Here is a 22,507-nt window from a genome sequence, read left to right as displayed (position 1 = left end):
CGGAAAAGCAACACCGGCCGGAGTTTACACCTCCGGCCGGTGTTTTATCGCGTTTTACTTGCCGAGCTTGGCGAGTTCGGCCGTCAGCTCAGGAACCGCCTGGTAGAGGTCGGCGACCAGGCCGTAATCGGCAACCTGGAAGATCGGCGCGTCCTCGTCCTTGTTGATCGCGACGATCACCTTGGAGTCCTTCATGCCGGCCAGATGCTGGATCGCGCCGGAAATGCCGACCGCGACATAGAGCTCGGGGGCCACCACCTTGCCGGTCTGGCCGACTTGCCAGTCGTTCGGCGCATAGCCGGCGTCGACCGCGGCACGCGAGGCACCGACACCGGCGCCGAGCTTGTCGGCGAGCGGCTCGATGTATTTTGCGAAGTTTTCCCGGCTCTGCATGGCGCGGCCACCGGAGACGATGATCTTGGCCGAGGTCAGCTCGGGACGGTCGCTCTTGGCGACTTCCTCGCCGACGAAGGACGACAGGCCCGGATCGGCCGCCGCAGCCACGCTCTCGACGGATGCGCTGCCGCCTTCCCCCGCCGCGGCGAAGGTGGAGGTACGCACCGTGATGACCTTCTTGGCATCCTTCGACTTCACGGTCTGGATGGCGTTGCCGGCATAGATCGGACGCTCATAGGTGTCGGGCGCGACAACCTTGGTGATCTCCGAAACCTGCATGACGTCGAGCAGCGCCGCGACGCGCGGCATCACGTTCTTGAAGCGCGAGGTCGCGGGGGCGACGATGGCGTCATAGGACGGGGCCAGCGAGACGATCAGCGCGGCCAGCGGCTCGGCGAGGTCGTGCGCGTAAAGCGCGCCGTCCGCGAGCAGCACTTTCTTCACGCCTGCGAGCTTGGCGGCGGCGTCCGCGGCGGCCTTGGCGTTCTCGCCGGCGACCAGCACCTCGACGTCCGCGCCGAGCGCGGCAGCCGCGGTCAGCGCCTTGTTGGTCGCGTCCTTCAGCGACGCATTGTCGTGTTCGGCAATCAGAAGCGTCGTCATCAGAGCACCCCGGCTTCGTTCTTGAGTTTCGACACCAGCTCGGCGACGTCCTTGACCTTGACGCCCGCCTTGCGGCCCGCCGGCTCCGTCGTCTTGAGAACCTCGAGACGTGCGGTGGCGTCGACGCCGTAATCGGCGACGGTCTTCTCCGCGATCGGCTTCTTCTTCGCCTTCATGATGTTGGGCAGCGACGCATAGCGCGGCTCGTTGAGACGCAGATCGGTGGTGACGATCGCCGGTCCCTTCAGCTTGACGGTCTGCAGGCCGCCATCGACTTCGCGGGTGACCTTGAAGTCGCTTCCGTCGACCTCGAGCTTCGAGGCGAAGGTCGCCTGCGACCAGCCGAGCAGCGCCGCCAGCATCTGGCCAGTCTGGTTCGAGTCGTCGTCGATCGCCTGCTTGCCGAGGATGATCAGGCCGGGCTGCTCTTCGTCCGCGATCTTCTTCAGGATCTTCGCGACCGCGAGCGGCTCGACGATGCCGTCGGCCTTCACCAGGATGCCGCGGTCGGCGCCCATGGCGAGACCGGTGCGGATCGTCTCCGACGCCTGCGCCGGTCCAATGGAGACCACCACGACCTCGGTGGCCTTGCCGCCTTCCTTCAGGCGCAACGCTTCCTCGACCGCGATTTCGTCGAACGGGTTCATCGACATCTTGACGTTGGCGAGTTCAACGCCCGATCCATCGCCCTTGACGCGGACCTTGACGTTGTAATCGACCACCCGCTTTACCGGCACTAAGACCTTCATCGATCCTCTTTCACTCAATTTGGGAGGGGGGTTATCAACTGGCGCGGAACCTAAAGGCCTGATCCGGCCCGGTCAACGCGCGCAGGGCCTAATTTTAGCCCCTCGAAATGCGCTGCTCAATGGGTCAGCGATTCTGGCCCGGAACCCAGAGCACATCGCCGGCACCGTTATGGTTGGCGGCGCGGCTTGCCACGAACAGGAAATCCGACAGGCGGTTCATATACTGGATGCCAGCCGCGCCGACCGGTTCGGCAGGCTGGGCCGCCAGTTCCACCATCACGCGTTCCGCCCGGCGGCATATCGTGCGCGCGACATGGAGATGGGCCGCCGCCGGCGTGCCGCCCGGCAGCACGAAGGAGGTGAGCGGCGCGAGCTTGTCGTTGAGCGCGTCGATGTCGCGCTCGAGCCGCTCGACCTGGCTCGCCACCACCCGCAGCCGCTCGGCCTTTTTGGTTTCCTTGCCTTCCCGCTCAGGCACCGCGAGATCGGCGCCGAGGTCGAACAGGTCATTCTGGATCCGGCCGAGCATCGCATCGAGCTCGGGCGCGTCCCCGGTATGGAGCCGGACCACGCCGATCGCGGCATTGGTCTCGTCGACAGTGCCATAGGCTGCGATGCGCAGATCGTATTTCGGACGGCGTTCGCCGGAGCCGAGCGCCGTCGTGCCGTCGTCACCGGTCTTCGTATAGATGCGATTCAGCACAACCATGTTTACCGCCCCATCGCCCAGACCGCGATCATGGCAATGACGATCGCCACGAACTGAAGCAGCACGCGCCAGCGCATCAGCTTCTGCGAGGTATTGGGCGAGCCGCCCCGCATCATGTTGACGAGACCGAGCAGCAGCACCACCGCCACGGCGCCGGCCGCCACCGGCAGGATGAAAGTACTCAAGAGAGATGCCATTGGGGCTAGATAACACCGTGTGCGCCGGTCCGCCATCGTCTCAGCCGGTCATTCCGGGGCGGGCCCGTTGGCGCGAGCCCGGAATCCATCTGGCCGCATCACGTATGGCGAAATGGATTCCGGGCTCGTGCTTCGCACGCCCCGGAATGACGACGGGGACGCTTCGCGATCTGGCTTTTAAGCCAATAATATCAGAAGCTAGCCGGATGATTTCCGATTTGCGCCCGTCGCCTGCTTTCCTCGCCTCTCCCCACTTGCGGGGAGAGGCCGGAATGCGCGCGCAGCGCGGATTCCGGGTGAGGGGGAGTCTCCGCAAACTCAACTGGCACCGCTCTCGTGGAGAGCCCCCCTCACCCCAACCCTCTCCCCGCAAGCGGGGAGAGGGAGCAGTACAGAGCAAGCTGTGAAGGCAATCCGCTACATCTACGGCGTCGCGATGGATGCGTTCTACACGTTCCTCGCCGACGACGGCTGGGCGATCGCAAGCCACATCGCGCTGTCGACGCTGATGGCGCTGTTCCCGTTCCTGATCGTGCTGACCTCGCTCGCCGGCTTCTTCGGCTCCAAGGAACTCGCCGATCAGGCGGTGAGCCTCCTGCTCGAGGTCTGGCCGAGACAGGTCGCCGACTCGCTTTCCGGCGAAATCCACGACGTGCTGACCACGACCCGCACCGGCGTGCTGACCATCGGCGCGGTACTGTCGGTCTATTTCGCCTCCAACGGCGTCGAGGCGCTGCGGGTCGCGCTCAACCGCGCCTATGCGGTGGTGGAGATGCGGCGCTGGTACTGGCTGCGGCTGGAATCGATCGGCTACACCCTGGTCGCGGCCATCACCGCGCTCGCCATGGCGTTCCTGATCGTGCTCGGACCGCTGATCATCGAGGCGGCGCGGCGCCACATTCCGCTGTTCGTCGAGTCCAATGAAAGCATCCTCACCTGGCTGCGCTACGGCATCACCATCGGCGCGCTGGTGGTGGCGCTGATCATCCTGCATGCCTGGCTGCCGGCGGGACGGCGCAGCTTCCTCCAGATCCTGCCCGGCATCGTCTTCACGATCGTGGCGTCGCTGATCTCCGGCATCGTGTTCGGGCAATATCTGGCGCGCTTCGCCAACAATTACGTGACGATGTATGCGGGGCTCGCCTCGGTGATCATCGCGCTGGTGTTCCTGTATTTCATCGCCGCGATCTTCGTCTATGGCGGCGAGCTCAACGCCGCGATCATCAAGTCGCGGCTTCCTCACGGTGTCTCGCTTCAAGCAGCGCAGTCGCTAAAGCCCGCGGAGACACAGGCTTGATCAGGAAGGCATCGGCACCGGCTTCGCGCGAGGCCGCCTCGTCCTCGCCGCGGCCGGAGACCCCGATGATGGGGATCTGAGCGAGCGGCGTCGGCATGCTGCGGATTTGCCTGATGGCCTCGACGCCGTCGATGCCCGGCAGCACCATGTCCATCAGCACCGCATCGAAGGCGCCCTGCGCCAGCCGGTTCACCGCGTCCTCGCCGCGCCCGATGAATTCGGCATGATGGCCGAGCTCGGTCAGGATGGTGTTGAGCACGACGCGGCCGAACGGATTGTCCTCGACGCTGAGCACGCGCAACGCCGCCAGCGCATCGGCCTCGCTCTCGCCCTTCGACTTGCGGGATTTGCCCGGTGCCGCCGCATCCAGAGACACCGTCAGCGTGAAGGTGGCGCCGCCGCCAAGTCGCGGCGCCACCGTGATGTCGCCGCCCATCGCGCGCGCCAGTTGCTTCACCGAGGATAGCCCCAGACCGGCGCCGCCGAAGCGCGAGGCAATGGTGACATTGGCCTGGGTGAACGGGCGGAACAGCCGCTGGATCTCGGCCATGGTCAGGCCGATGCCGCTGTCGGACACCGCGAAGGCGACGCCGACCCTGCCTTTGGTCTTGGCCTTGTCCTTGGCCTTTCCCTTGACCTTGCTCTTGGCGGCACGCCAGGGCGCGACCGCGAGCGCCACGCCGCCCTGGTCGGTGAACTTCACGGCGTTGTCGATCAGGTTCTCCAGCGCGGCGCGCAGGCGGACGGGATCACCGACCACCAATCCGGGGAGTTTGTCGGAGATGTCGACCTGAGCCTGAAGGCCCTTGGCCGCGGCGCGCCCGGCAAGCGAATCGCCGGCGCTGCGGGCCAGCGCCCGCAGGTCGAACAGGTCCTGCCGCAGCGTGCTGCCACCGTTTCCTGTCCGGGCGGCGTCCACGAACAGGGTGGCAAGGCTCGCAAGGTGTTCGGCGCCGGCCTTGATGGTGTCGGCCCAGCGCCGCTCCCGCTCGCCGAGATCGGAGGTCGCGAGCAGGTCGCTGATCGCCAGAATGCCGGTCAGGGGGGTGCGGACCTCATGGGCAAAGGCGGCGAGCGCCGCCTGGACCACGTCCGGCGCAACGGCCCGGGTGCCGCGCTTGCGAACCTTGCCGGCTGCCCCGGACCGCTTCCGAGGCGGCCGTGGCCTGGACGACTTTGTGCTGCGCGCTGAGCGCGTTTTCGCCGCCATAAATCCCCTTCGAAGTATTTCCTTCGAACCCCGGACCAAGGCGAGCATGGCACGGCGGGATGCCATGAGTCACGGCGACGTTTTGCTAACCCCCAGAGAAACTTAACCTAATCCCACCAACCGGCGGATGCCGGCGGGCGTGGCGCCGGCAGCGCGCAACTCTCGCAGCCCGGTCGAACGGGTCGATTTCGACAGCTTCCGTCCCTCGCCGTCCCGAATCAGCCCATGATGGCGATAGGCCGGCGCGGGCAGGCCGAGCAGCGCCTGGAGCAGGCGATGGACCGCGGTGGCGTGAAACAGATCCTGGCCCCGCACCACCACGCTCACGGCCTGGAGCGCATCGTCGATCACCACGGACAGATGGTAGCTCGTCGGCGTCTCCTTCCGGGCCAGGATCACGTCGCCCCAGGCTTCGGGCCGCGCCGGGAGGATGCCGCGCTCGCCGGCGGGCCCCTCGCCGAGCTCGTTCCAGCTCAGACCGGCGATGCGGCGGCAGGCCGCCGTCATGTCGAGCCGCAGCGCGTAAGGCGCGCCGGTGCCGATCAGCCGCGCCCGCTCGTCGGCGGCCAGCGATTTCGCATCGCCCGGATAAAGCGGCGCGCCGTCGGGATCGCGCGGCCAGGGCCCATCGGCCTCGCGCGCGGCCACGAGTCTTGCGATCTCGGCACGGCTTTCGAAGGCGGGATAGACGAGGCCGAGCGCCGAGAGCTGGTCCAGCGCGGCGCGATAGTCGGCGAGATGCTCGGACTGCCGCCGCACCGGCGTCTCCCAGGCGATCCCGAGCCAGGCGAGATCCTCGCAGATCGCCGTCTCGAACTCCGGCCGGCAGCGTGTCGCATCGATGTCCTCGATGCGCAGCAGCAACCGCCCGCCGGCTTCGCGCGCGCGGTCGAAGTTCAGCAGCGCGGAATAGGCGTGGCCGAGATGCAAGTAGCCGTTCGGGCTGGGGGCAAATCGGAAAACGGGTGGCATAGATTCTCGCAAGACTTGTCATTGTCGGGCTTGACCCGGCAATCCATCTTCCAGGACTCTGTTACGATAGGAGATGGATGCGCGGGTCAAGCCCGCGCACGACGAGTTGAGCCACAATGACCATCCACCTCGAAACCCAGTCCGATCTCGAAGAGGCCGTCCAGGCGCTGGTCAAGCGCGACCCGCGCCTGAAACCCGTGCTTGCGACTGCAGGCATGCCCGCCTTGCGGCGGCGCGAGCCCGGCTTTACGGGGCTTGCACATATCGTCTGCGGGCAGCAGCTCTCGACCGCGAGCGCGGCGGCGATCTGGGGGCGGCTGTCCGCCGCCTTCGACCCGTTCGATCATGACGCCGTGCGCCGCGCCCGCACCGACCGGCTGGGGCGGCTTGGCCTGTCCGCAGCCAAGATCAAGACGCTGAAACATCTCGCGCGCGAGATTGCCGCGCAGCGGTTGAACCTCGAGGTGCTCGCCGAAGAGGATGCCGACGCCGCCCATCACACACTGATCTCGCTGCCCGGCATCGGGCCCTGGACCGCGGACGTCTATCTCTTGTTCTGCCTCGGCCATGGCGATGCCTGGCCGGCCGGCGACCTCGCCGTGCAAGAGGGCATCAAGATCGGCCTCGGCCTTCCGGCCCGGCCAACGGAGAAGCAGATGGCGCCACTCGCCGAGCCCTGGCGTCCCCTGCGCGGCGCCGCCGCACATCTGTGGTGGAGCTATTATCGCGCCGTCAAGAAACGGGAGGGCGTGCTGACGGCCTGAACCGGCCGAACAACGTTTTAAACTATGTTGCTGTTGCAAAAGCATCATCGGTGCATGATGAGATGCCGGCGAACAGAGCCGGGATCACAGCCATGACATCGACCGACTTCATCGTTGCGCGAGATGATTTCGAGCAGTGCAAGGTGATCGCGACCGGGCTTCCCGATGCGGATGCACTGCCGCCCGACGCCCTGCTGGTGAAGGTCGACCGCTTCGCCTTCACCGCCAACAACATCACCTATGCGGTGCTCGGCGACGAGCTGAAATACTGGCAGCTCTTTCCCGCGCCACACGGTTTCGGCAACATTCCGGTGTGGGGCTTTGGCGAGGTGACCGCCTCGAAACATCCGAACATCCCGGTCGGCGAACGCCTGTTCGGCTATTTCCCGATGGCGACGCATCTCGTCATCGAGGCGACCGACGTCAGCAAGCGCGGCCTGCGCGACGGCGCCGCGCACCGGCAAGGCGTGGCGCCGGTCTACAACGCCTATGCGCGCGTCAGCGGCGATCCGGCTTACGCCGGCCGTCAGGGCGATTACCTGGCGCTGCTGCGGCCGCTGTTCATGCTGTCGTTCCTGGTCGACGATTTCCTCGCCGAAAACGACGATTTCGGCGCGCGCACCGTGCTGCTGTCGAGCGCCTCCAGCAAGACCGCGTTCGGGCTTGCCCATCTCCTGCACACGCGCGGCCGCAAGGTGATCGGGCTAACCTCGGCGGGCAACACCGCCTTCGTGACGTCGCTCGGCTGCTATGACGAGGTCGTCACCTATGATCGCGTGACATCGCTGCCGCCGGATGCACCGGCAGCCTTCGTCGACATGGCCGGCAACAGCGCACTGCGTGCGGCGTTGCATCGGCATGTCGGCGATCAGATGAAATGTTCGGTGCGCGTCGGATTGACGCATCGCGCCACCGACGCTGACGAGGGCGAACTGCCCGGTGCAAAGCCGCGCTGGTTCTTCGCACCCGACCAGATCCGCAAGCGCGCCAGGGAATGGGGACCGGGCGGCATCGAGCAGCGTTTTGGCGCGGCATGGTCGGGCTTTGCACCGCTGCTGGAGAAATGCCTGACCGTGGTCGAGAGCCGCGGGCCGGACGCGGTGCGGCAGGTCTATCTCGACACGCTGAGGGGCCGCATTCCGCCTGAGCAGGGCCACATGCTGTCGCTGCTGGGGTAAAGCGCTTTTGACATGGGCTGATCCAGTATAGCGTTCCTCCTCAGAGGAAACGCCGCGAAGACGGCCATGAGGTCGCGCATGCTGGACAGGACGAAGGATATCTCCGCATCCGCGCAGGCCTGGCTCGACGAGTTCGAGCGCACGCTATGCAGGCCTGATCGCGATGCGCTCGACCGCCTTTTCGTTGCCGAATGTTTCTGGCGCGATGTGCTGGCGCTGAGCTGGAACCTGCAAACGATCGCCGGCCGCGATGCAGTCGCGCAAGCGTTGGCCGCGCTCGCGCCCAAGGCGGCGCCGGCCAATTTCAAGATTGCGCCGAACCGCGCGCCGCCGCGCTGGGTCACGCGCGCCGGCACCAACACGATCGAGGCGATCTTCGATTTCGAAACGGGAAGTGGCCGCGGCAGCGGCATCCTGCGGCTCGTCCCCGATGCCGCCGACGGCGACCGACTGAATGCGTGGACGCTGCTGACCGCGCTCGACGAGCTCAAGGGCTTCGAGGAACAGCTCGGCACGTCGCGACCGCGCGGACAGGCCTATTCGCGCGACTTTCGCGGGCCGAACTGGCTCGACCTGCGCAACGCATCACGCGACTATGCCGATCGCGATCCGGCCGTGCTGGTGGTCGGCGGCGGCCAGGCCGGCCTCGCCATCGCAGCAAGGCTGAAGCAGCTCAAGGTCGACACGCTGATCGTCGATCGCGAGACGCGCGTCGGCGACAATTGGCGCAAGCGCTACCATGCGCTCACGCTGCACAACCAGGTGCAGGTCAATCACCTGCCCTACATGCCGTTTCCGCCGAACTGGCCGGTCTATATTCCCAAGGACAAGCTCGCCAACTGGTTCGAGGCCTATGTCGACGCCATGGAGCTGAATTTCTGGACCGGCACCGAGTTCGAGGGCGGCTTGTATGACGAGGCGAAGGGCCACTGGACGGTCACGCTGCGGTGGGCCGACGGCGGCACGCGCACCATGCATCCGCGCCATGTGGTGATGGCGACCGGCGTCAGCGGCATCGCAAATATGCCCTCCATTCCGACCCTCGACAATTTCAAGGGCACGCTGCTGCATTCGAGCCGCTACCAGGACGGCGAGACCTGGCAGGACAAGCGCGCGATCGTCATCGGCACCGGCAACAGCGGCCACGACATCGCGCAGGACCTCTACTCCAGCGGCGCGGAGGTGACGCTGGTGCAGCGCTCGCCGACGCTGGTCACCAATATCGAGCCGTCGGCGCAACTGGCCTACGCGACCTATAATGAGGGCACGCTCGAGGACAACGATTTGATCGCGACCTCGATGCCGACGCCGCTGGCGAAGAGGACCCATGTGATGCTGACGGAGCAATCCAAGGAGCTCGACAAGGAGCTGCTCGACGGATTGCGGCGCGTCGGCTTCAAGCTCGACTTCGGCGAGGCCGGCACCGGCTGGCAGTTCAAATACCTCACCCGCGGCGGCGGTTACTATTTCAACGTCGGCTGCTCCAATCTCGTCGCCGAAGGCGCGATCAAGCTGAGGCAGTTCGCGGACATCGAAGGCTTTGCCGCCGAGGGCGCGCGGATGAAGGACGGCACGACCGTCGCCGCCGACCTCATCGTGCTTTCGACCGGCTACAAGCCGCAGGAATATCTGGTGCGAAAGCTGTTCGGCGACGGCGTCGCCGACCGCGTCGGCCCGGTCTGGGGCTTTGGCGACGGCATCGAGCTGCGCAACATGTATGCGCGCACGCAGCAGCCGGGCCTGTGGTTCATCGCCGGCAGCCTGGCGCAATGCCGGATCAACTCGAAATATCTCGCGCTCCAGATCAAGGCGATCGAGGAAGGGATTTTGGGGCCGACATAAGGACAGCCGTCATTCCGGGGCGCGCCACTTGGCGCGAGCCCGGAATCCATCCATCCACACGATATGCCGTACAATGGATTCCGGGTTCACGCTTCGCGTGCCCCGGAATGACAGAAGGAGAGAATACCAATGCCAGCCATTCTCGGCACCGGCGAACACCGCTACCGCGTCGTCGAAAACTTCGCAAAGTTGCCGGACGGCTGGCAGCTCACCGACGTCGCCTCGGTCGCGGTCGACAGCAAGGACCGTGTCTATGTCTTCAACCGCGGCGCCCATCCGATGGTGGTGCTCGACCGCGAGGGCAATTTTTTGCGCAGTTTTGGCGAAGGCCTGTTCTCGCGCGCGCACGGGCTGCACATCGACGCCGACGACAATCTCTATTGCACCGACGACGGCGACCACACGGTGCGCAAATGCACCACCGACGGCAAGGTGCTGCTGACGATCGGCATCCCCGAAAAGCCCTCGCCGTTCATGAGCGGCGATCCCTTCCATCGCTGCACCCACACCGCGCTGTCGCCGAAGGGCGAGATCTACGTCTCCGACGGCTATGGCAATGCGCGCGTGCACAAGTTCACCCCGGACGGCAAGCTGATGAAGAGCTGGGGCGAGCCCGGCACCGATCCCGGCCAGTTCAACATCGTGCACAACATCGCCGCCGATGCCGACGGCTTTGTCTACGTCGCCGACCGCGAGAACCACCGCGTGCAGGTGTTTGACGGCAACGGTAGATACGAGACGCAGTGGAACAACCTGCACCGGCCCTGCGCACTGTGCTGCTGCGGCGGCGGCAAGAGCCCGACCTTCGTCATCGGCGAGCTCGGCCCCGGCCTCGATATCAACCGCAATGTGCCCAATCTCGGCCCGCGGCTGTCAATCGTGGACGCCAAGGGAAATCGCATCGCGCGGCTCGGCGGCGAAGCAGGTCCGGGCGTGGCCAGCGGCAAGTTCCTGGCCCCCCACGGCATCGCGCTGGACTCGAAGGGCGACATCTATGTCGGCGAGGTCGGCGTCACCAACTGGGCGACGAGCTTTCCGGACGAGGAGATGCCGGCCGTCGTGCGCGCGACGCGGTGCTTGCAGAAGCTGGAGCGGGTGCGGGAGTGATCCAACGGCGCCGCCGCGAAGAGATGACGCGCTTTTGAAGTGCCGCTCCCTCCCCGGCGTCGTTCTGGCGAAAGCCAGGACCTCCGCGCGAGCGCTTGCGCTCGTCGCGATTGCCCCAGGAAGCGGTTTGGTGAAGACAGGCTGCCGCGCGGTACTGGGACCGCGCATCATGGATGGATTCCGCGGTAGGGGTCCTGGCTTTCGCCAGGACGACGGCGGAGAACGAGGCCGCGTCGCACGATATGTGTCGGCTATGGAGACGCCCTCGCGCCACCCGGTCCGGCGCCTTGACCGTGAAGGCGGTTCCGCGGTTGCCCCGCATCGACCTCCCCAATCACGGCGCTTTTGAGCGCTTTGCCACCCCGCCGCCGCATTGCCTGCGCCTGAATAAGTCGCTCAACGGGCTTCACAATCCCGTCACGCTGCATGTAGTATGTCAGTACATGCTGCTTCGCAGCGTACATGGAGGCCGGGAGCGTTACTTGAACGCACATGTCTCGCAAGGCAGTTGGCCGGTGTTGGTGCTGAATGCGGACTTCCGGCCGCTGAGTTACTACCCGCTGTCTCTCTGGTCGTGGCAGGACGCGATCAAGGCGGTGTTCCTCGACCGCGTCAACATCGTCGCGCATTACGACCAGGCGGTTCGAAGTCCCACGCTGGAAATGCAATTGCCGAGCGTGGTGTCGCTCAAATCCTTCGTCAAGCCCACCACCCATCCCGCCTTCACCCGATTCAACGTCTTCCTGCGCGATCGTTTCAACTGCCAATATTGCGGCTCGCCCGAGGACCTCACCTTCGATCACATCATCCCGCGCAGCAAAGGCGGCCAGACCACCTGGGAGAACGTGGTCGCGGCGTGCTCGCCCTGTAATTTGCGTAAGGGCAATCTCACGCCGGCGCAGGCCAAGATGTTTCCGCGCCAGCACGCCTTCGCCCCGACCGTGCACCAGCTGCACCGCAACGGCCGCCTGTTCCCGCCGAACTATCTGCACGACAGCTGGCTGGACTATCTCTACTGGGATACCGAGCTGGATCCGTAGGGAACTGTACCCGCGCCTGCGCGGGCCCGGTTACGGCGCGACGATGTCGAGCCTGTCTCGCGGCGGAATTGTCGCCTTGAAGGCCTGAAGCGCCGAGGTCACTTCCGCGGCATCGGCCAAGGGTGTGCGGTAGAAGGTGACATCCCGCTGCGACAGGGTCACGGTCGCCGTTCGCAGCACGGCCACCTTGGTCCAGGTCGACGGCACACCTTTCGGGAACCAGACGTCATAGATCATCACGAGTCCGACGCCGTGGTCGCTCGCGAGAGCCTCCATCTCCGCGGGTCCGTACTGCCCCGCGATCCTGGCCTGGCGCACCCGTTCCGAACCGAGGCCCCAGAGATCCAGCGTGTAGCTCGCGTTGCCGTAAGCGGCCAGACCGAGATCGTTGACCGCGATCGGGTGCCGGTAGAACGACCGGGAGAAGCGAGCCATCTGGTATTGCTGCTCGTAGATGTCGCTCGCGGCGAGCGGCGTAACCAGCGCCGTCGTCACGTAAGGCACCGCCGCAATGCCGAGACCGAGCACCAGCGCAACCTTCGTGAGCGACCATTGCAAGGCGCGCAGCCGCGGCCTGAGTTGCGCAGCCGCCCACAGCAGCGCGGCGGTCGCGAGCGCCATGATGTAGACCTCGTACCGGTTGAACCAGCCGTACTGGCCGAACACCAGATGCGCGCCAATGGCCGCGATGACGGTCAGACAGACGATCAGCGCCCGGCGGTCGGAGCGCAGCCAGGAGGCGCAGCCCGCAAGGGCAAGGCCGAGCAGAATGAGCCGCTGGCCATAGGAGCTCGTCATGCTCCGCATCATATTCTTGACGACGGCGGGAAGGGCGCTCGCGGGCTCGTCGAGATTCGCGAGATAACCCTTCAGCAGCACGGAGCTCGGCAGCAGCGGCAGGCCGCGCGACACCATCAGCGCGGCATAGCCGGACAGGCCGACGGCGATGGCGAGCGCGGCGCCGGCGGCGAAGCGCCGCTGACCGAGCAGCGCAAAGCCTGCAATCGCCGCACAGGCAAACGCGGCCCCTTCGAAACGGATCAGCGGAAGCAGCACCAGAGCGGCAAAATGCAGGGGCGTCGGCGTGCGTCCACGCGCCGCGCCGGCGAGGCCCGCAAAGGTCACGACGGACGCCCACACGTGAACGCTGTGTTCCATGCCGGTCATGGGCAGGGCGACGGCGCTGACGTTGAAGATCAGGAGCAGCGCGACCAGACAGGCGAACGGACGCTCGCCCGTGCCCGCGAACAATCCGCTCGCTTCCAGAAGACGCAGGACCGCGAACACCGTGGCGCCCGCTGCCGCGGCGTTGATCAGGAGCGGACCAAAGGCGCCGAGGCGGAGCGCTTCAGTCAACGCCAGGATATACGGCCAGATGATCGACGAACTGGGCGAGGAATATTCGCCGGCATTGACGCCATATCCGCCGGACAGAATCTGGTCGGCGACCGCGAGATGGATATACGCGTCATCCAGCGAGAAGATGAGCCTGAAGTCACACAGCGCCAGGCTCGCGACGAGTTCGGCGGCAAACAGCAGCAGCCAGGTCAGCACGGCCCCGGTCGCAGGACGCGGCCACGCTCCGGCGCCGTCCGCGGATGACGGCAAGACCACGCGATCGCAATGGTTCACGGCAATCGTCACGGAGCTCTCCCTCCCCCGTCAAGGGCGCAGCCCATGGCCCCCGGCCCCTCCAGCCTATCTCACCCGATACGATCAAAAGTTTAATCCTGGCTTGTCGGAACCGCGTGCCGAACCATCTACGTCAGCGTTTCGTTAACGATGCGCGCGCGGCTCGCGCGCCACCGCCCGTTCCGGAGCCGCCCGCAGACGAGGCGCTCACACCCCGATCGCGTTCCTTGCCACCACGTCGCGATAGAACGCCGCGCTCAGCTTCGGCACCCGCACCTGCGTCTCGAAATCGACGCGGTAGAGACCGAAGCGCTGGCCGTAGCCGAAGATCCACTCGAAATTGTCCATCAGGCTCCAGAGGAAATAGCCGCGGATTGGCACGCCCTCGGCGATCGCGCGTTGCATCTGGGTCAGATAGTTGCGCAGGAACATGATGCGGTCGAGGTCGTAGACCTGGCCGTCGGCGGCGAGCTTGTCCTCGGAAGACGTACCGTTCTCGCTGATATAGATGGTGTTGATGTTCCAGATCTTCGCGGCGATGCGCGGCGCCCAGTAGATCACCTCGGGGCCGATCCGCAGCCACTCCGAATTCATGTGCGGAAACGAGGACGGGAACGGCAGCACGCGGAAGCCCGGCGCGCGGTCGGAGGCCGTGACGTAGTATTGCGGCGCGTAGATATTGAGGCCGACGAAATCGTTTGGCGTGCCGATGATCTTCAACTCCTCGGCCGTGAATTTCGGCGCGTCGGGGCCGGCATAGGCGAGGAAGCCGTCGGTGTATTTGCCTTCCAGCACCACGCCGAGGAAGCCGGCATTGAGCTCGCGCGTTGCGATCTCGGCGGCGCGGATGTTCTCCGGCGTCGCGATCGCCGGCACGCAGGCCGCGATGTTCTCGGCCGCACCCACGCGGGTACCGGCGCGGCCCGAGGCGCGGATCGCCTGCACCGCGAGCCCATGCGCCAGCGCGACGTGATGGCGGGCCTGGTTCAGCTGCGCTGGCGGCAGCTTGAGGCCGGGCGCATCGATGCCCCAGCCATAGCCGAAATTCACGAAGCGTCCGACCTCGTTCACGGTGAAGATGTTCTTCACGCGATCGGTCAGGCGCTGGGCGACGTAAGCGGCATAGTCGGCAAAGGCCTTTGAGGTGTCGCTGGACTGCCAGCCGCCGACACGGTCCTGGAGCGCCTGCGGCAGGTCCCAGTGATAGAGCGTCGCGTAGGGTTCGATGCCGTTCGCGAGCAGCTCATCGACGAGGCGATTGTAGAAATCGAGCCCCTTGGCATTGGGGAGCCCCGCGCCGTCCGGAAATACCCGCGGCCATGCGATCGAGAAGCGGTAGGCCTTGACGCCGAGCTCCCTGATCAGCCCGACGTCTTTCTTGTAGCGATGATAATGCTCGTTGGCGCGGTCGCCGGTGGTGCCGTCCTCGATCTTGCCGGGCGTGTGGCTAAAGGTGTCCCAGATCGACTTGCCGCGGCCGTCCTCGCCGACGGCGCCTTCGATCTGGTAGGACGAGGTCGCCGTTCCCCACAGAAAATCCTTCGGGAAGCGCGCCGGCGCGTGGCGCTCGATCGATGCGGGCGTTTCGTTTTCGGCAGCGCTGGCGCCTGCCGCCGCGCCGAGCGCGGCGAGGCCGGCGAGCTTTGCAAATATGCGGCGTGAGACATCAGCGAGCATCGCTATCTCCCCGCCTGCTGCATATCGATCTGATAGGCCGAAATCCGGTCGATCTCGAATGCGACGCGCGGCGGCGATTCCGCATCGACGGGACCGACGCCGACAAAGAACTTCGATCCGATCGCGAGATTGACGATCATGTACATCGGATCGTCGAAGCCGATCGGGACCTTGATATCGGAGACCGGCCTGCGATCGATGAAATAGACCAGCCGATCCTCCTCCCACAGCACACCGTAATTGTGGAATGCGTGCGAAGCGTCGCCGACCGTGAAGTCGAAGCCGCAGGACTGGATCCTCTGGGTCGACGGAATCCGCCAATGCGTCGTCATCACGAGATCGCCGGGCCGCTCGCCACGGCCTTCCAGCACGTCGACCTCGGGCGGCCAGCCGCCGTCATCCGCCAGCATCCAGAAGGCCGGCCACACCGCGTGGCCGACCGGGATCTTGGCGCGGATCTCGAAATAGCCGTGCTTCTGCGCGAACGTGCCCTGAGTCGTGAGTAACCCGGAGACGTACTCGTTGTTGAACAGCACGGACTTCAGCTCCGGCGGCGTGCGGCTCGCCACGATCGACAGCACGCCGTCCTTCACCTTGAAGGGATCGAGCCCGAGCGGCGCGGTCGCGCGGCCGGCGTAGCGCGGATCGACATAGATCTGCTGCTCGCCATTGGCGCTGGTCTTGCGCTTGAAGTCGGAGCCGTCGCCGCCCCAATAGCGTGCTTCGGGCCAGGCGGCACCGCCGGCATAATGCGGCACCCAGCGTCCCTTCGCGAGCGGATGCTCGTCGAAATCGTCATTGAAAGTCCGGCGCAACGGCAGAAACGCGAGCGACGCGGGATTGACGCTCTCCAGCCTGCGGCACGCGATCATGGAGGGATCGGTCGTGACTTGCAGTGACAAGTTGCCCGGCGCGCCATCAAGATCGTCCTGCGCGACGCCCGATGCAGGCGTGGCAGACAGACCGATCGCGACCAAAATGCCCTTCGCCCAACGGCCGATCATCACCGCACATCCGAGGAAGACGTCAGGTTAGCCCTTCCGCGTTCCCGCGGACAAGCGGGCCGCGCGATGTCACCCGGCGAATTCAAAGGGAACATTTCGATATCGCACGCAAATGCGCGGGAAATCGCGGCATCGCACCGCAAGACTGGTGACGAACTGGGCCTGATCCCGCTGCTCCGCCAGGGCGGACGTTCGAGACCGAAGGCGGTCTGAATTCCAAGCGGCCGGCGGCGTCGGACGCCATCGGCACCCGCTAAAATCCTTATCCTTTCGTTACCGTCCCTTAAGTCTCTGAAGGCAATCTCGGCCGTGATTGGCGGCCCGGCGTCCGGGCCCGCCGCCCTGCCGGTCCGAGGCTGCCGCCCATGTTCGCCGAGACGTTGGAATCGATTCAGTCCTCGCCATCGAAGCGAACGATATATGTGCGCGGCCTGGTGGCAACGCTTGCGGCCATGGTTGCCCTCAAGACCTTCTGGTTCTTCCGATGGGGCCTCTGGCACGACCACGAGGTCGCCGACTTCGCCGCCTTTCACATCGTCGCGCAACGGGTCTGGCTCGGTGGTCTCGACCTGACCTATCGGTTCGCCGCGTTCATGAAGATGCAGGCGGAGGTCTCGGGTGGCGCGACCGGCTTCATGCCCTGGACCTACCCGCCGCAGTTCGACCTGCTGCTGGCGCCGTTAGCCTTCCTGCCGGTGTGGGCCGCCTATTCGGTGTTCACGGCCATGACGCTCACCGCCTATCTGATGACGCTGCGCGCGATTGCAGGCAATAACTTCGCACTGATCCTCATCGTTCTGTTTCCGGCCATGGCGATCACGATCGGCTGCGGACAGAACGGCCTTCTCACCGGCGCGTTGATCGGGCTCGTCTGCGTCAACCTGCAGAAGCGCCAGGTGCGCGCGGGCCTCGCGCTCGGCGCCATGGTCATCAAGCCGCACCTGGCCGTTGCGGTCGGGGTGTATCTGCTGGCGACCCGCCGCTGGGCAACGATCGCCACCGCCGCGATGGTCGTGCTCGTGAGCTCGCTGCTCTGCACCCTCGTCTTCGGGCCGCAGATCTGGATTGCGTGGCTGGGCGCGATCAGGGAGTCGGCGGGCTTTCTCGAACAGGGCATGTATCCCCTGTTCCGAATGATCTCGGGCTACGCAGCGCTGTACAACGCCGGCCTCTCCGCCAGCGGAGCATTCTGGGGCCAGGTCGTTTTCGCGGCCCTTGCGCTCGCTGCGATCGCACTTGGCATCGCGCGCGGGATGCCTGCTCGCTTCACGCTCGGCATCGCGGCGATCGTCTCGGTGATGATCAGCCCCTATGCCTATGACTACGATCTGCCGATCGTCGGCGTCGGTCTGGCGCTGCTGCTTCCCGACCTTCCCAGGGTGACGAGCCCGCGCGAACGCAGCGTCATGTACGGGCTCATCATGCTGGCCGGCGCTTACGGCCTGCTGCAATCGACGACCCTTGCAGCCGGTTTTGACGAGCGCTTCAAGCCGGCGGTCGCCGGCGTCGCGCTCATTGCTGTGCTGGCGATGCTGCTGCGCACGCTGTGGCGCAACGCGCAGCCGGCGGCCGCGACAAGGTGCGCCCGCCGTCGAGCTCGCCTCCCCGGTGCGCCTCCTGGAATAGCCCCCGGCACAAATCACGGAACCTAGGCCGTCGGCGGGGGTTTGACTGATCCCGCCGCGGCCGCGTTTCCCGGTGGGAGCGATGTCCTGCCTGCCGCAGCGCAACCAAGGGAGACTCACGATGCCTACAGCCGAGACGGATCACGTCTACAAGATCCTCGAACTGGTCGGATCGTCGGACACGTCGATCGAGGATGCGATCAAGAACGCGATCAGCCGCGCCGCCAAGACCATTCGCGAGATGAAATGGTTCGAGGTGGTGCAGACGCGCGGCCACATCGAGAACAACGCCGTGCGCCACTACCAGGTGACGCTGCGCGTCGGGTTTACGCTGGAAGGGTGAGGCAGGACTCACGGCAAAACCGGCGCGTGAGGCCCGTGTGGTTAACATCCTCCGACGATAACCCGTCGAAACATCGAGGACTGGTTCCGGCCGAATACGGGGTTGGCACAATCAGCGCGGATAACGCAACAAGCCGTTAAGGCCAAGGTGAGAGGTTTGCACCGAAATGGAGCAAGCCTGATGACAACGGGCCGCGAACTCGGGAAGACGCGCCTTCCGCTTTGGGCGGCGGGTTTCGTCATGCTGACCTGCTTCGCCATCCTGGGCTTGAGCGGCTGGCGCGAATGGGAAACGCGCAATGCCGAGCTCAGAAACGCCGAAATCGACGTCGCCAACCTCGCGCATTCGCTGGTCCAGCATGCCGACGACACCTTCGAGCTCGTCGATACCATCCTCGTCGGGCTGGTCCATCGGCTCGAGCTCGATGGAACCGGTCCGGACACCATCGCAAAGCTTCAGACCTATCTGCCGACCCGCAAATCATCGGACCGCATCCGCGGCATCTTCGTCTATGACGAGACCGGCCGCTGGCTTGCCACGACCGAGCAGGTCGACTTCTCCAAATTCAACAACAGCGACCGCGAATATTTCCAGCGTCATCGCGACTCGCCGGATCCGGGCACGCTGATCGGACGACCCGTCAAGAGCCGTTCCGGCGGCCAGTGGATCATCACCGCATCTCGCCGGATCAACCACCCCGACGGCAGCTTCGCCGGCGTTGCCCTGCTCACGATCGACGTCAGCTATTTCGTCAAGTTCTACGAGCGCTTCGACCTCGGTCCGCACAGCTCGGCGTCGCTGCTGAACAACGACGGCATCATGCTGGCGCGCAGCCGCGACGAGAGCGGCGCCTTCGTCGGACGCGACCTGTCCAACGCGCCGTTGTTCAAGCAATGGAAGAGCCGTCCGGCTGCGGCCGTCTACTATTTCAAGTCTCCGCTGGATAACGTGCAGCGGCTCAGCTACTACCAGCGCAGCAGCCGCTATCCCCTGATGGTGCTGGCGAGCAAGTCGCAGGACGACGTGCTGGCCCCTTGGCGCCGCGCGGCGGCCGCACGCATGACCGTTGTCCTCGGCCTCGTCCTGCTGATCGCGGCGATCGGCTTTTACCTGGTCCGCCAGCTCTTGCAGGGGCAGCGCATGGCACAGGCCCTGATCGCCAAAGAAGCCCATTTCCGCCTGCTGGCCGAGCAATCCAGCGACATGGTGACCAGGATCGGGCTGGATAACCGGCTGATCTACGTTTCTCCGTCATGCGCGCGCATCATCGGCTGGTCTTCCAACGAACTGCTGGGGACGTCGGCCGTGGCCGGGGTTCACGCGGAGGACATGGAGCGGGTCGAGCAGGCGATTGCCGCGCTGAAGAACGGCGAGGCGGAGGAGGCAAGGTTCGTCTACCGTCAGCGCCATCGCGACAAGGGCGAGATCTGGGCCGAGTCGGCCCTGCACGTGACCCGGGCGTCCGACAGCGGCGAGATCGACGGCGTCGTCGCGGTGGTGCGCGACATGACCGAACAGAAGGACTTGCAGGACAAGCTCGCCTCGCTCGCGGCGACCGACGGCCTCACCGGGCTCGCCAACCGGCGCGCATTCGACGAGCGCCTCGCGGACGAATGGGCCCGCGCCCGCCGCGATGGCACCCCACTCTCGCTCCTGCTGATCGACGTCGATCATTTCAAGGCGTTCAACGACCATTACGGGCATTTGGCCGGCGACGGCTGCCTGCGTGCGCTGGGGCGGATCCTGTCCGCTCATCCGCGGCGGCCGGCCGACCTCGCGGCGCGCTACGGCGGCGAGGAGTTCGCCGTGCTGTTGCCGAACACCGATGCCGACGGCTGCGCCAGGGTCGGCGAGGAGATTCGCGGCGCGCTGCGCGACCTCGCCATGCTGCATGCACAGAATCCGCCCTCAAGGCTCATCACCGCGAGCGTGGGCGCCGCGACGGCGTTTCCATCCGAGACCGCGACCGACTCCAGCGCGCTGGTGGCGGCCGCCGACCGCGCGCTCTACGCCGCCAAGGACAGCGGCCGCGACCGGCTGGTGATGTCGGGACAGGTCGTGCCCTGGCCCGCGAAGAGCGCGTGACGACATCGCCGGCCTGCCAGGCGTAGCACACGCCGGCAGATCGGTAGCGGACCGGCCGGCCGCGCAATGTGCCGGGCGTCTCTGCCACGGATTTGGGCATTCACTGATGCAGGTACGGCACATCGGCGCGCATTCCGCGCCGTGCGTCGAATCCGGCCGGCGGCCTTGCCCCTGCATCGCTTGCGCACCGATTTCAGAATGGCTACATGCCGGAGCGATGTTGGTGCCGCCGGTCCTGGAATATCGAAACCATGCGGTCGTGCCTCGTGGGATGGTGCAGACGGGGCGGCCGTGAACGAGAGTATGCTGGCAGATATCCCTGGCCGCGGGGCGGACGCACTCAAGCAGTTCCGCGCAATGACGGCCGACATCTGCGATGTCGTTCCGCTCACCGCGGAGGACGACTTCCATGTCAGCACCGTGACGACGATGACCGGCAACGCGTTGCTGATCGATACGCGGGTTACCGACCAGACGTATGACCGGACGCCGGTGCACATCGCCCGCGGCGTCCTCGATCATTTTCATATCACCTTGTGTGTCGAAGGCGAGATGCGGTTCAGCTCCGGCCGGCGCGAGGTGACGATGGGGCCCGGTGGCATCTGCCTGATCGACATGGCGCAGCCGAACCGGACGGAGTTTCGTGGCGGCGGCGGGCGCACCCGCCTGATGGTGATCATCCTGCAACGCGCCATGCTGGCGCCGCGGCTCGCTCATCCGGATTCAGCGACGGCAACCGTGCTGCCGTCAGACCATCCTCATGCACGCCTGCTTGCCAGCCATTACGCGTCGCTTGCGCTGCCACCCGAGCCCGAGGCCGGCAGCGCCGAGGCCACGATCGAAGCGATCGCCGACATCGTTGCCGCGGCCGCCGGCGGGACGGCCGACATTGCGGCCGGCGTCGAACGCGCGGAGCGGCATCTTTATCTGGCGATGATCAAGCGCCACATCGCCAACAATCTCGAGACCGACGCACTCACCGTGGAAGAAATTTGCCGGCACTTCCAGATCTCGCGCGCGACTCTCTACCGGCTGTTCGAGGTCGATGGCGGGCTGGCGCATTACGTGCGAGAGCAGCGGCTAAATCTCGCGTTCCGGCGGCTGCTATCCCCGGCAGCACTGGACGACCGCCTGATCGACCTCGCCGTCGGCATGCGCTTCAGCAGTGACTCCACCTTCGTCCGCGCCTTCCGCCGCAAATTCGGCCTGACACCGGGCGAGCTGAGGGAGCTGGCCGACACGTGGCTTCGCGAAACCGGAGCGGTCCCCGCGATCGACACGGTGCTGCACCAATTGGCCAGGCGCCGCACATCGCAATCGTAGCGGTGCGCGCTGATCTCGACGTTCGGTCCCTGCCCCCGGGTTTGTCTCCCGCGTTCCCGCGGGATATGACTGCGGGCTGGCCGATGTTTCGGCCGGGCCAAGAGTATTGCCGTGACCGACGAGATCAAGCTTGTCCTCTTCGACATGGACAATGTCCTCTGTGACTACGACAGGGGAAAGCGCGTCGCCTTTCTGGCGAAGCTTGCGGGGGCCAGCAGCGAGTTCGTCTACAAGGCGATATGGGAAACCGGATTCGAGCTTCTCGGCGATTCCGGCGCGCTCGATGCCGCGGATTATCTGCGGGGCTTTGGCGAACGCATCGGCTATCCGCTGTCGCTCGATGAGTGGGTGGAGGCCCGCCGCCATGCGATGAAGGCCGATCGCGCGATGCTGGAGATTGCCGGACGCCTGCGCGAAACCGTCGATATTGCCGTCCTGACCAACAACACCACGCTGGTCGCCGATCACATCGACACGCTGCTGCCGGAATTGCGTCCGTTGTTCGGCTCCAGAATCTACACCTCCGCCGCCTTCAAGGCGGCCAAGCCGGACCCGCGCTGCTATCGCCTTTGCCTCGCGCAGCTACGAGCGGCGCCGGAAAACGTCCTGTTCGTCGACGATCTCGTGGCCAATGTCGCCGGTGCACGGGAGGCCGGCCTCTTCGCACATCACCACACGTCGGTGGAGGCTTTCGCGCAGGCCGTTGCGGCGCACGGCCTGCTCCGGGAGGTATGAACGCGGGTTCCGTCTTGCC

20 protein-coding genes are annotated in these 22,507 nt (G+C 65.7%); 11 read left to right on the top strand and 9 right to left on the bottom strand.

Going from position 1 to position 22,507, the window contains the following annotated elements; all coding sequences use genetic code 11:
- Nucleotides 1-54: 54 nt before the first annotated feature.
- From ACXJMY_RS00190 to ACXJMY_RS00175, 4 genes are all read right to left on the bottom strand, one after another.
- A complete protein-coding gene (locus ACXJMY_RS00190) occupies nt 55-999 on the bottom strand; it encodes an electron transfer flavoprotein subunit alpha/FixB family protein (RefSeq protein WP_456617305.1) in 945 nt (314 codons plus the stop codon).
- Nucleotides 999-1,748: an electron transfer flavoprotein subunit beta/FixA family protein gene (locus ACXJMY_RS00185; protein ID WP_456617304.1), complete on the bottom strand. Its 750-nt coding sequence runs from the start codon at nt 1,746-1,748 to the stop codon at nt 999-1,001. Before ACXJMY_RS00185 ends, ACXJMY_RS00190 begins: the two co-directional genes overlap by 1 nt.
- Before the next feature lie 124 nt (nt 1,749-1,872).
- A complete protein-coding gene (locus ACXJMY_RS00180; protein WP_456617303.1) occupies nt 1,873-2,457 on the bottom strand; it encodes a cob(I)yrinic acid a,c-diamide adenosyltransferase in 585 nt (194 codons plus the stop codon).
- Nucleotides 2,458-2,459: 2 nt separating this feature from the next.
- Nucleotides 2,460-2,654: a twin transmembrane helix small protein gene (locus ACXJMY_RS00175; RefSeq protein ID WP_456617302.1), complete on the bottom strand. Its 195-nt coding sequence runs from the start codon at nt 2,652-2,654 to the stop codon at nt 2,460-2,462.
- A gap of 403 nt (nt 2,655-3,057) precedes the next feature.
- Between ACXJMY_RS00175 and ACXJMY_RS00170 the strand changes: the two genes are divergently transcribed.
- Nucleotides 3,058-3,951 carry a YihY/virulence factor BrkB family protein gene (locus ACXJMY_RS00170; RefSeq protein WP_456617301.1) on the top strand — a complete coding sequence of 298 codons (894 nt, stop codon included), beginning with the start codon at nt 3,058-3,060 and terminating at the stop codon, nt 3,949-3,951.
- Here the strand turns inward: ACXJMY_RS00170 and ACXJMY_RS00165 are convergent.
- Both ACXJMY_RS00165 and gluQRS read right to left on the bottom strand, forming a co-directional pair.
- Entirely contained in the window at nt 3,878-5,161 is a 1,284-nt protein-coding gene (locus tag ACXJMY_RS00165; protein WP_456617300.1) for an ATP-binding protein, read from the bottom strand. The two genes, ACXJMY_RS00170 and ACXJMY_RS00165, sit on opposite strands and share 74 nt — an antisense overlap.
- A 102-nt stretch (nt 5,162-5,263) precedes the next feature.
- Entirely contained in the window at nt 5,264-6,133 is an 870-nt protein-coding gene (gene gluQRS / locus ACXJMY_RS00160; protein ID WP_456617299.1) for a tRNA glutamyl-Q(34) synthetase GluQRS, read from the bottom strand.
- A gap of 116 nt (nt 6,134-6,249) precedes the next feature.
- Here gluQRS and ACXJMY_RS00155 point away from each other — a divergent pair, with 116 nt between their 5' ends.
- The 5 genes from ACXJMY_RS00155 (at nt 6,250) to ACXJMY_RS00135 (ending at nt 12,064) form a co-directional block, all read left to right on the top strand.
- Complete coding sequence (locus ACXJMY_RS00155) at nt 6,250-6,897, top strand: DNA-3-methyladenine glycosylase family protein (RefSeq protein ID WP_456617298.1); 648 nt, start codon at nt 6,250-6,252, stop codon at nt 6,895-6,897.
- 92 nt (nt 6,898-6,989) lie between these two features.
- Nucleotides 6,990-8,075 carry a DUF2855 family protein gene (locus tag ACXJMY_RS00150; protein ID WP_456617297.1) on the top strand — a complete coding sequence of 362 codons (1,086 nt, stop codon included), beginning with the start codon at nt 6,990-6,992 and terminating at the stop codon, nt 8,073-8,075.
- A 78-nt stretch (nt 8,076-8,153) separates the two neighbouring features.
- Nucleotides 8,154-9,917: a flavin-containing monooxygenase gene (locus tag ACXJMY_RS00145; protein ID WP_456617296.1), complete on the top strand. Its 1,764-nt coding sequence runs from the start codon at nt 8,154-8,156 to the stop codon at nt 9,915-9,917.
- A gap of 129 nt (nt 9,918-10,046) precedes the next feature.
- On the top strand, nt 10,047-11,024 hold the full coding sequence (locus ACXJMY_RS00140; protein ID WP_456617295.1) for a peptidyl-alpha-hydroxyglycine alpha-amidating lyase family protein: 978 nt from the start codon (nt 10,047-10,049) through the stop codon (nt 11,022-11,024).
- Nucleotides 11,025-11,506: 482 nt separating this feature from the next.
- On the top strand, nt 11,507-12,064 hold the full coding sequence (locus ACXJMY_RS00135) for an HNH endonuclease (protein ID WP_025576763.1): 558 nt from the start codon (nt 11,507-11,509) through the stop codon (nt 12,062-12,064).
- A gap of 30 nt (nt 12,065-12,094) precedes the next feature.
- On the opposite strand, the gene ACXJMY_RS00130 is transcribed toward ACXJMY_RS00135, so the two are convergent.
- The 3 genes from ACXJMY_RS00130 to ACXJMY_RS00120 form a co-directional block, all read right to left on the bottom strand.
- Entirely contained in the window at nt 12,095-13,708 is a 1,614-nt protein-coding gene (locus tag ACXJMY_RS00130; protein WP_456617294.1) for a hypothetical protein, read from the bottom strand.
- A gap of 195 nt (nt 13,709-13,903) precedes the next feature.
- On the bottom strand, nt 13,904-15,373 hold the full coding sequence (locus ACXJMY_RS00125) for a GH1 family beta-glucosidase (protein ID WP_456617293.1): 1,470 nt from the start codon (nt 15,371-15,373) through the stop codon (nt 13,904-13,906).
- 2 nt (nt 15,374-15,375) lie between these two features.
- The gene (locus ACXJMY_RS00120) at nt 15,376-16,377 is read right to left on the bottom strand and encodes a glycoside hydrolase family 16 protein (protein WP_456617292.1); all 1,002 of its coding nucleotides are present in this window, start codon (nt 16,375-16,377) and stop codon (nt 15,376-15,378) included.
- A gap of 452 nt (nt 16,378-16,829) precedes the next feature.
- Here ACXJMY_RS00120 and ACXJMY_RS00115 point away from each other — a divergent pair, with 452 nt between their 5' ends.
- The 5 genes from ACXJMY_RS00115 to ACXJMY_RS00095 all read left to right on the top strand — a co-directional run bounded on the left by ACXJMY_RS00115 (nt 16,830) and on the right by ACXJMY_RS00095 (nt 22,488).
- Nucleotides 16,830-18,029 (top strand): glycosyltransferase family 87 protein, encoded by a 1,200-nt coding sequence (locus tag ACXJMY_RS00115; RefSeq protein ID WP_456617291.1) that lies wholly within the window; start codon nt 16,830-16,832, stop codon nt 18,027-18,029.
- A gap of 94 nt (nt 18,030-18,123) precedes the next feature.
- Entirely contained in the window at nt 18,124-18,345 is a 222-nt protein-coding gene (locus ACXJMY_RS00110) for a dodecin (protein WP_456617290.1), read from the top strand.
- A gap of 180 nt (nt 18,346-18,525) precedes the next feature.
- Nucleotides 18,526-20,430: a sensor domain-containing diguanylate cyclase gene (locus ACXJMY_RS00105; RefSeq protein WP_456617289.1), complete on the top strand. Its 1,905-nt coding sequence runs from the start codon at nt 18,526-18,528 to the stop codon at nt 20,428-20,430.
- A gap of 180 nt (nt 20,431-20,610) precedes the next feature.
- Nucleotides 20,611-21,753, top strand: a complete 1,143-nt coding sequence (locus tag ACXJMY_RS00100; RefSeq protein ID WP_456617288.1) for a helix-turn-helix domain-containing protein — start codon at nt 20,611-20,613, stop codon at nt 21,751-21,753.
- 111 nt (nt 21,754-21,864) lie between these two features.
- The gene (locus ACXJMY_RS00095; RefSeq protein ID WP_456617287.1) at nt 21,865-22,488 is read left to right on the top strand and encodes an HAD family hydrolase; all 624 of its coding nucleotides are present in this window, start codon (nt 21,865-21,867) and stop codon (nt 22,486-22,488) included.
- Nucleotides 22,489-22,507: the final 19 nt, after the last annotated feature.

It is taken from the genome of Bradyrhizobium sp. P5_C12, from assembly GCF_054049735.1.
This window is presented reverse-complemented; position numbering and strand designations above follow the sequence as displayed.

Excerpts from the sequence above, each read along its gene's own strand:
- ACXJMY_RS00180 (WP_456617303.1), bottom strand. The coding sequence starts at position 2,457 with ATGGTTGTGCTGAATCGCATCTATACGAAGACCGGTGACGACGGCACG.
- ACXJMY_RS00150 (WP_456617297.1), top strand. The coding sequence starts at position 6,990 with ATGACATCGACCGACTTCATCGTTGCGCGAGATGATTTCGAGCAGTGC.
- ACXJMY_RS00120 (WP_456617292.1), bottom strand. The coding sequence starts at position 16,377 with ATGATCGGCCGTTGGGCGAAGGGCATTTTGGTCGCGATCGGTCTGTCT.
- ACXJMY_RS00110 (WP_456617290.1), top strand. The coding sequence starts at position 18,124 with ATGCCTACAGCCGAGACGGATCACGTCTACAAGATCCTCGAACTGGTC.
- ACXJMY_RS00165 (WP_456617300.1), bottom strand. The coding sequence starts at position 5,161 with ATGGCGGCGAAAACGCGCTCAGCGCGCAGCACAAAGTCGTCCAGGCCA.
- ACXJMY_RS00125 (WP_456617293.1), bottom strand. The coding sequence starts at position 15,373 with ATGCTCGCTGATGTCTCACGCCGCATATTTGCAAAGCTCGCCGGCCTC.
- ACXJMY_RS00115 (WP_456617291.1), top strand. The coding sequence starts at position 16,830 with ATGGTTGCCCTCAAGACCTTCTGGTTCTTCCGATGGGGCCTCTGGCAC.
- ACXJMY_RS00190 (WP_456617305.1), bottom strand. The coding sequence starts at position 999 with ATGACGACGCTTCTGATTGCCGAACACGACAATGCGTCGCTGAAGGAC.
- gluQRS (WP_456617299.1), bottom strand. The coding sequence starts at position 6,133 with ATGCCACCCGTTTTCCGATTTGCCCCCAGCCCGAACGGCTACTTGCAT.
- ACXJMY_RS00175 (WP_456617302.1), bottom strand. The coding sequence starts at position 2,654 with ATGGCATCTCTCTTGAGTACTTTCATCCTGCCGGTGGCGGCCGGCGCC.
- ACXJMY_RS00105 (WP_456617289.1), top strand. The coding sequence starts at position 18,526 with ATGACAACGGGCCGCGAACTCGGGAAGACGCGCCTTCCGCTTTGGGCG.
- ACXJMY_RS00145 (WP_456617296.1), top strand. The coding sequence starts at position 8,154 with ATGCTGGACAGGACGAAGGATATCTCCGCATCCGCGCAGGCCTGGCTC.
- ACXJMY_RS00140 (WP_456617295.1), top strand. The coding sequence starts at position 10,047 with ATGCCAGCCATTCTCGGCACCGGCGAACACCGCTACCGCGTCGTCGAA.
- ACXJMY_RS00185 (WP_456617304.1), bottom strand. The coding sequence starts at position 1,748 with ATGAAGGTCTTAGTGCCGGTAAAGCGGGTGGTCGATTACAACGTCAAG.
- ACXJMY_RS00155 (WP_456617298.1), top strand. The coding sequence starts at position 6,250 with ATGACCATCCACCTCGAAACCCAGTCCGATCTCGAAGAGGCCGTCCAG.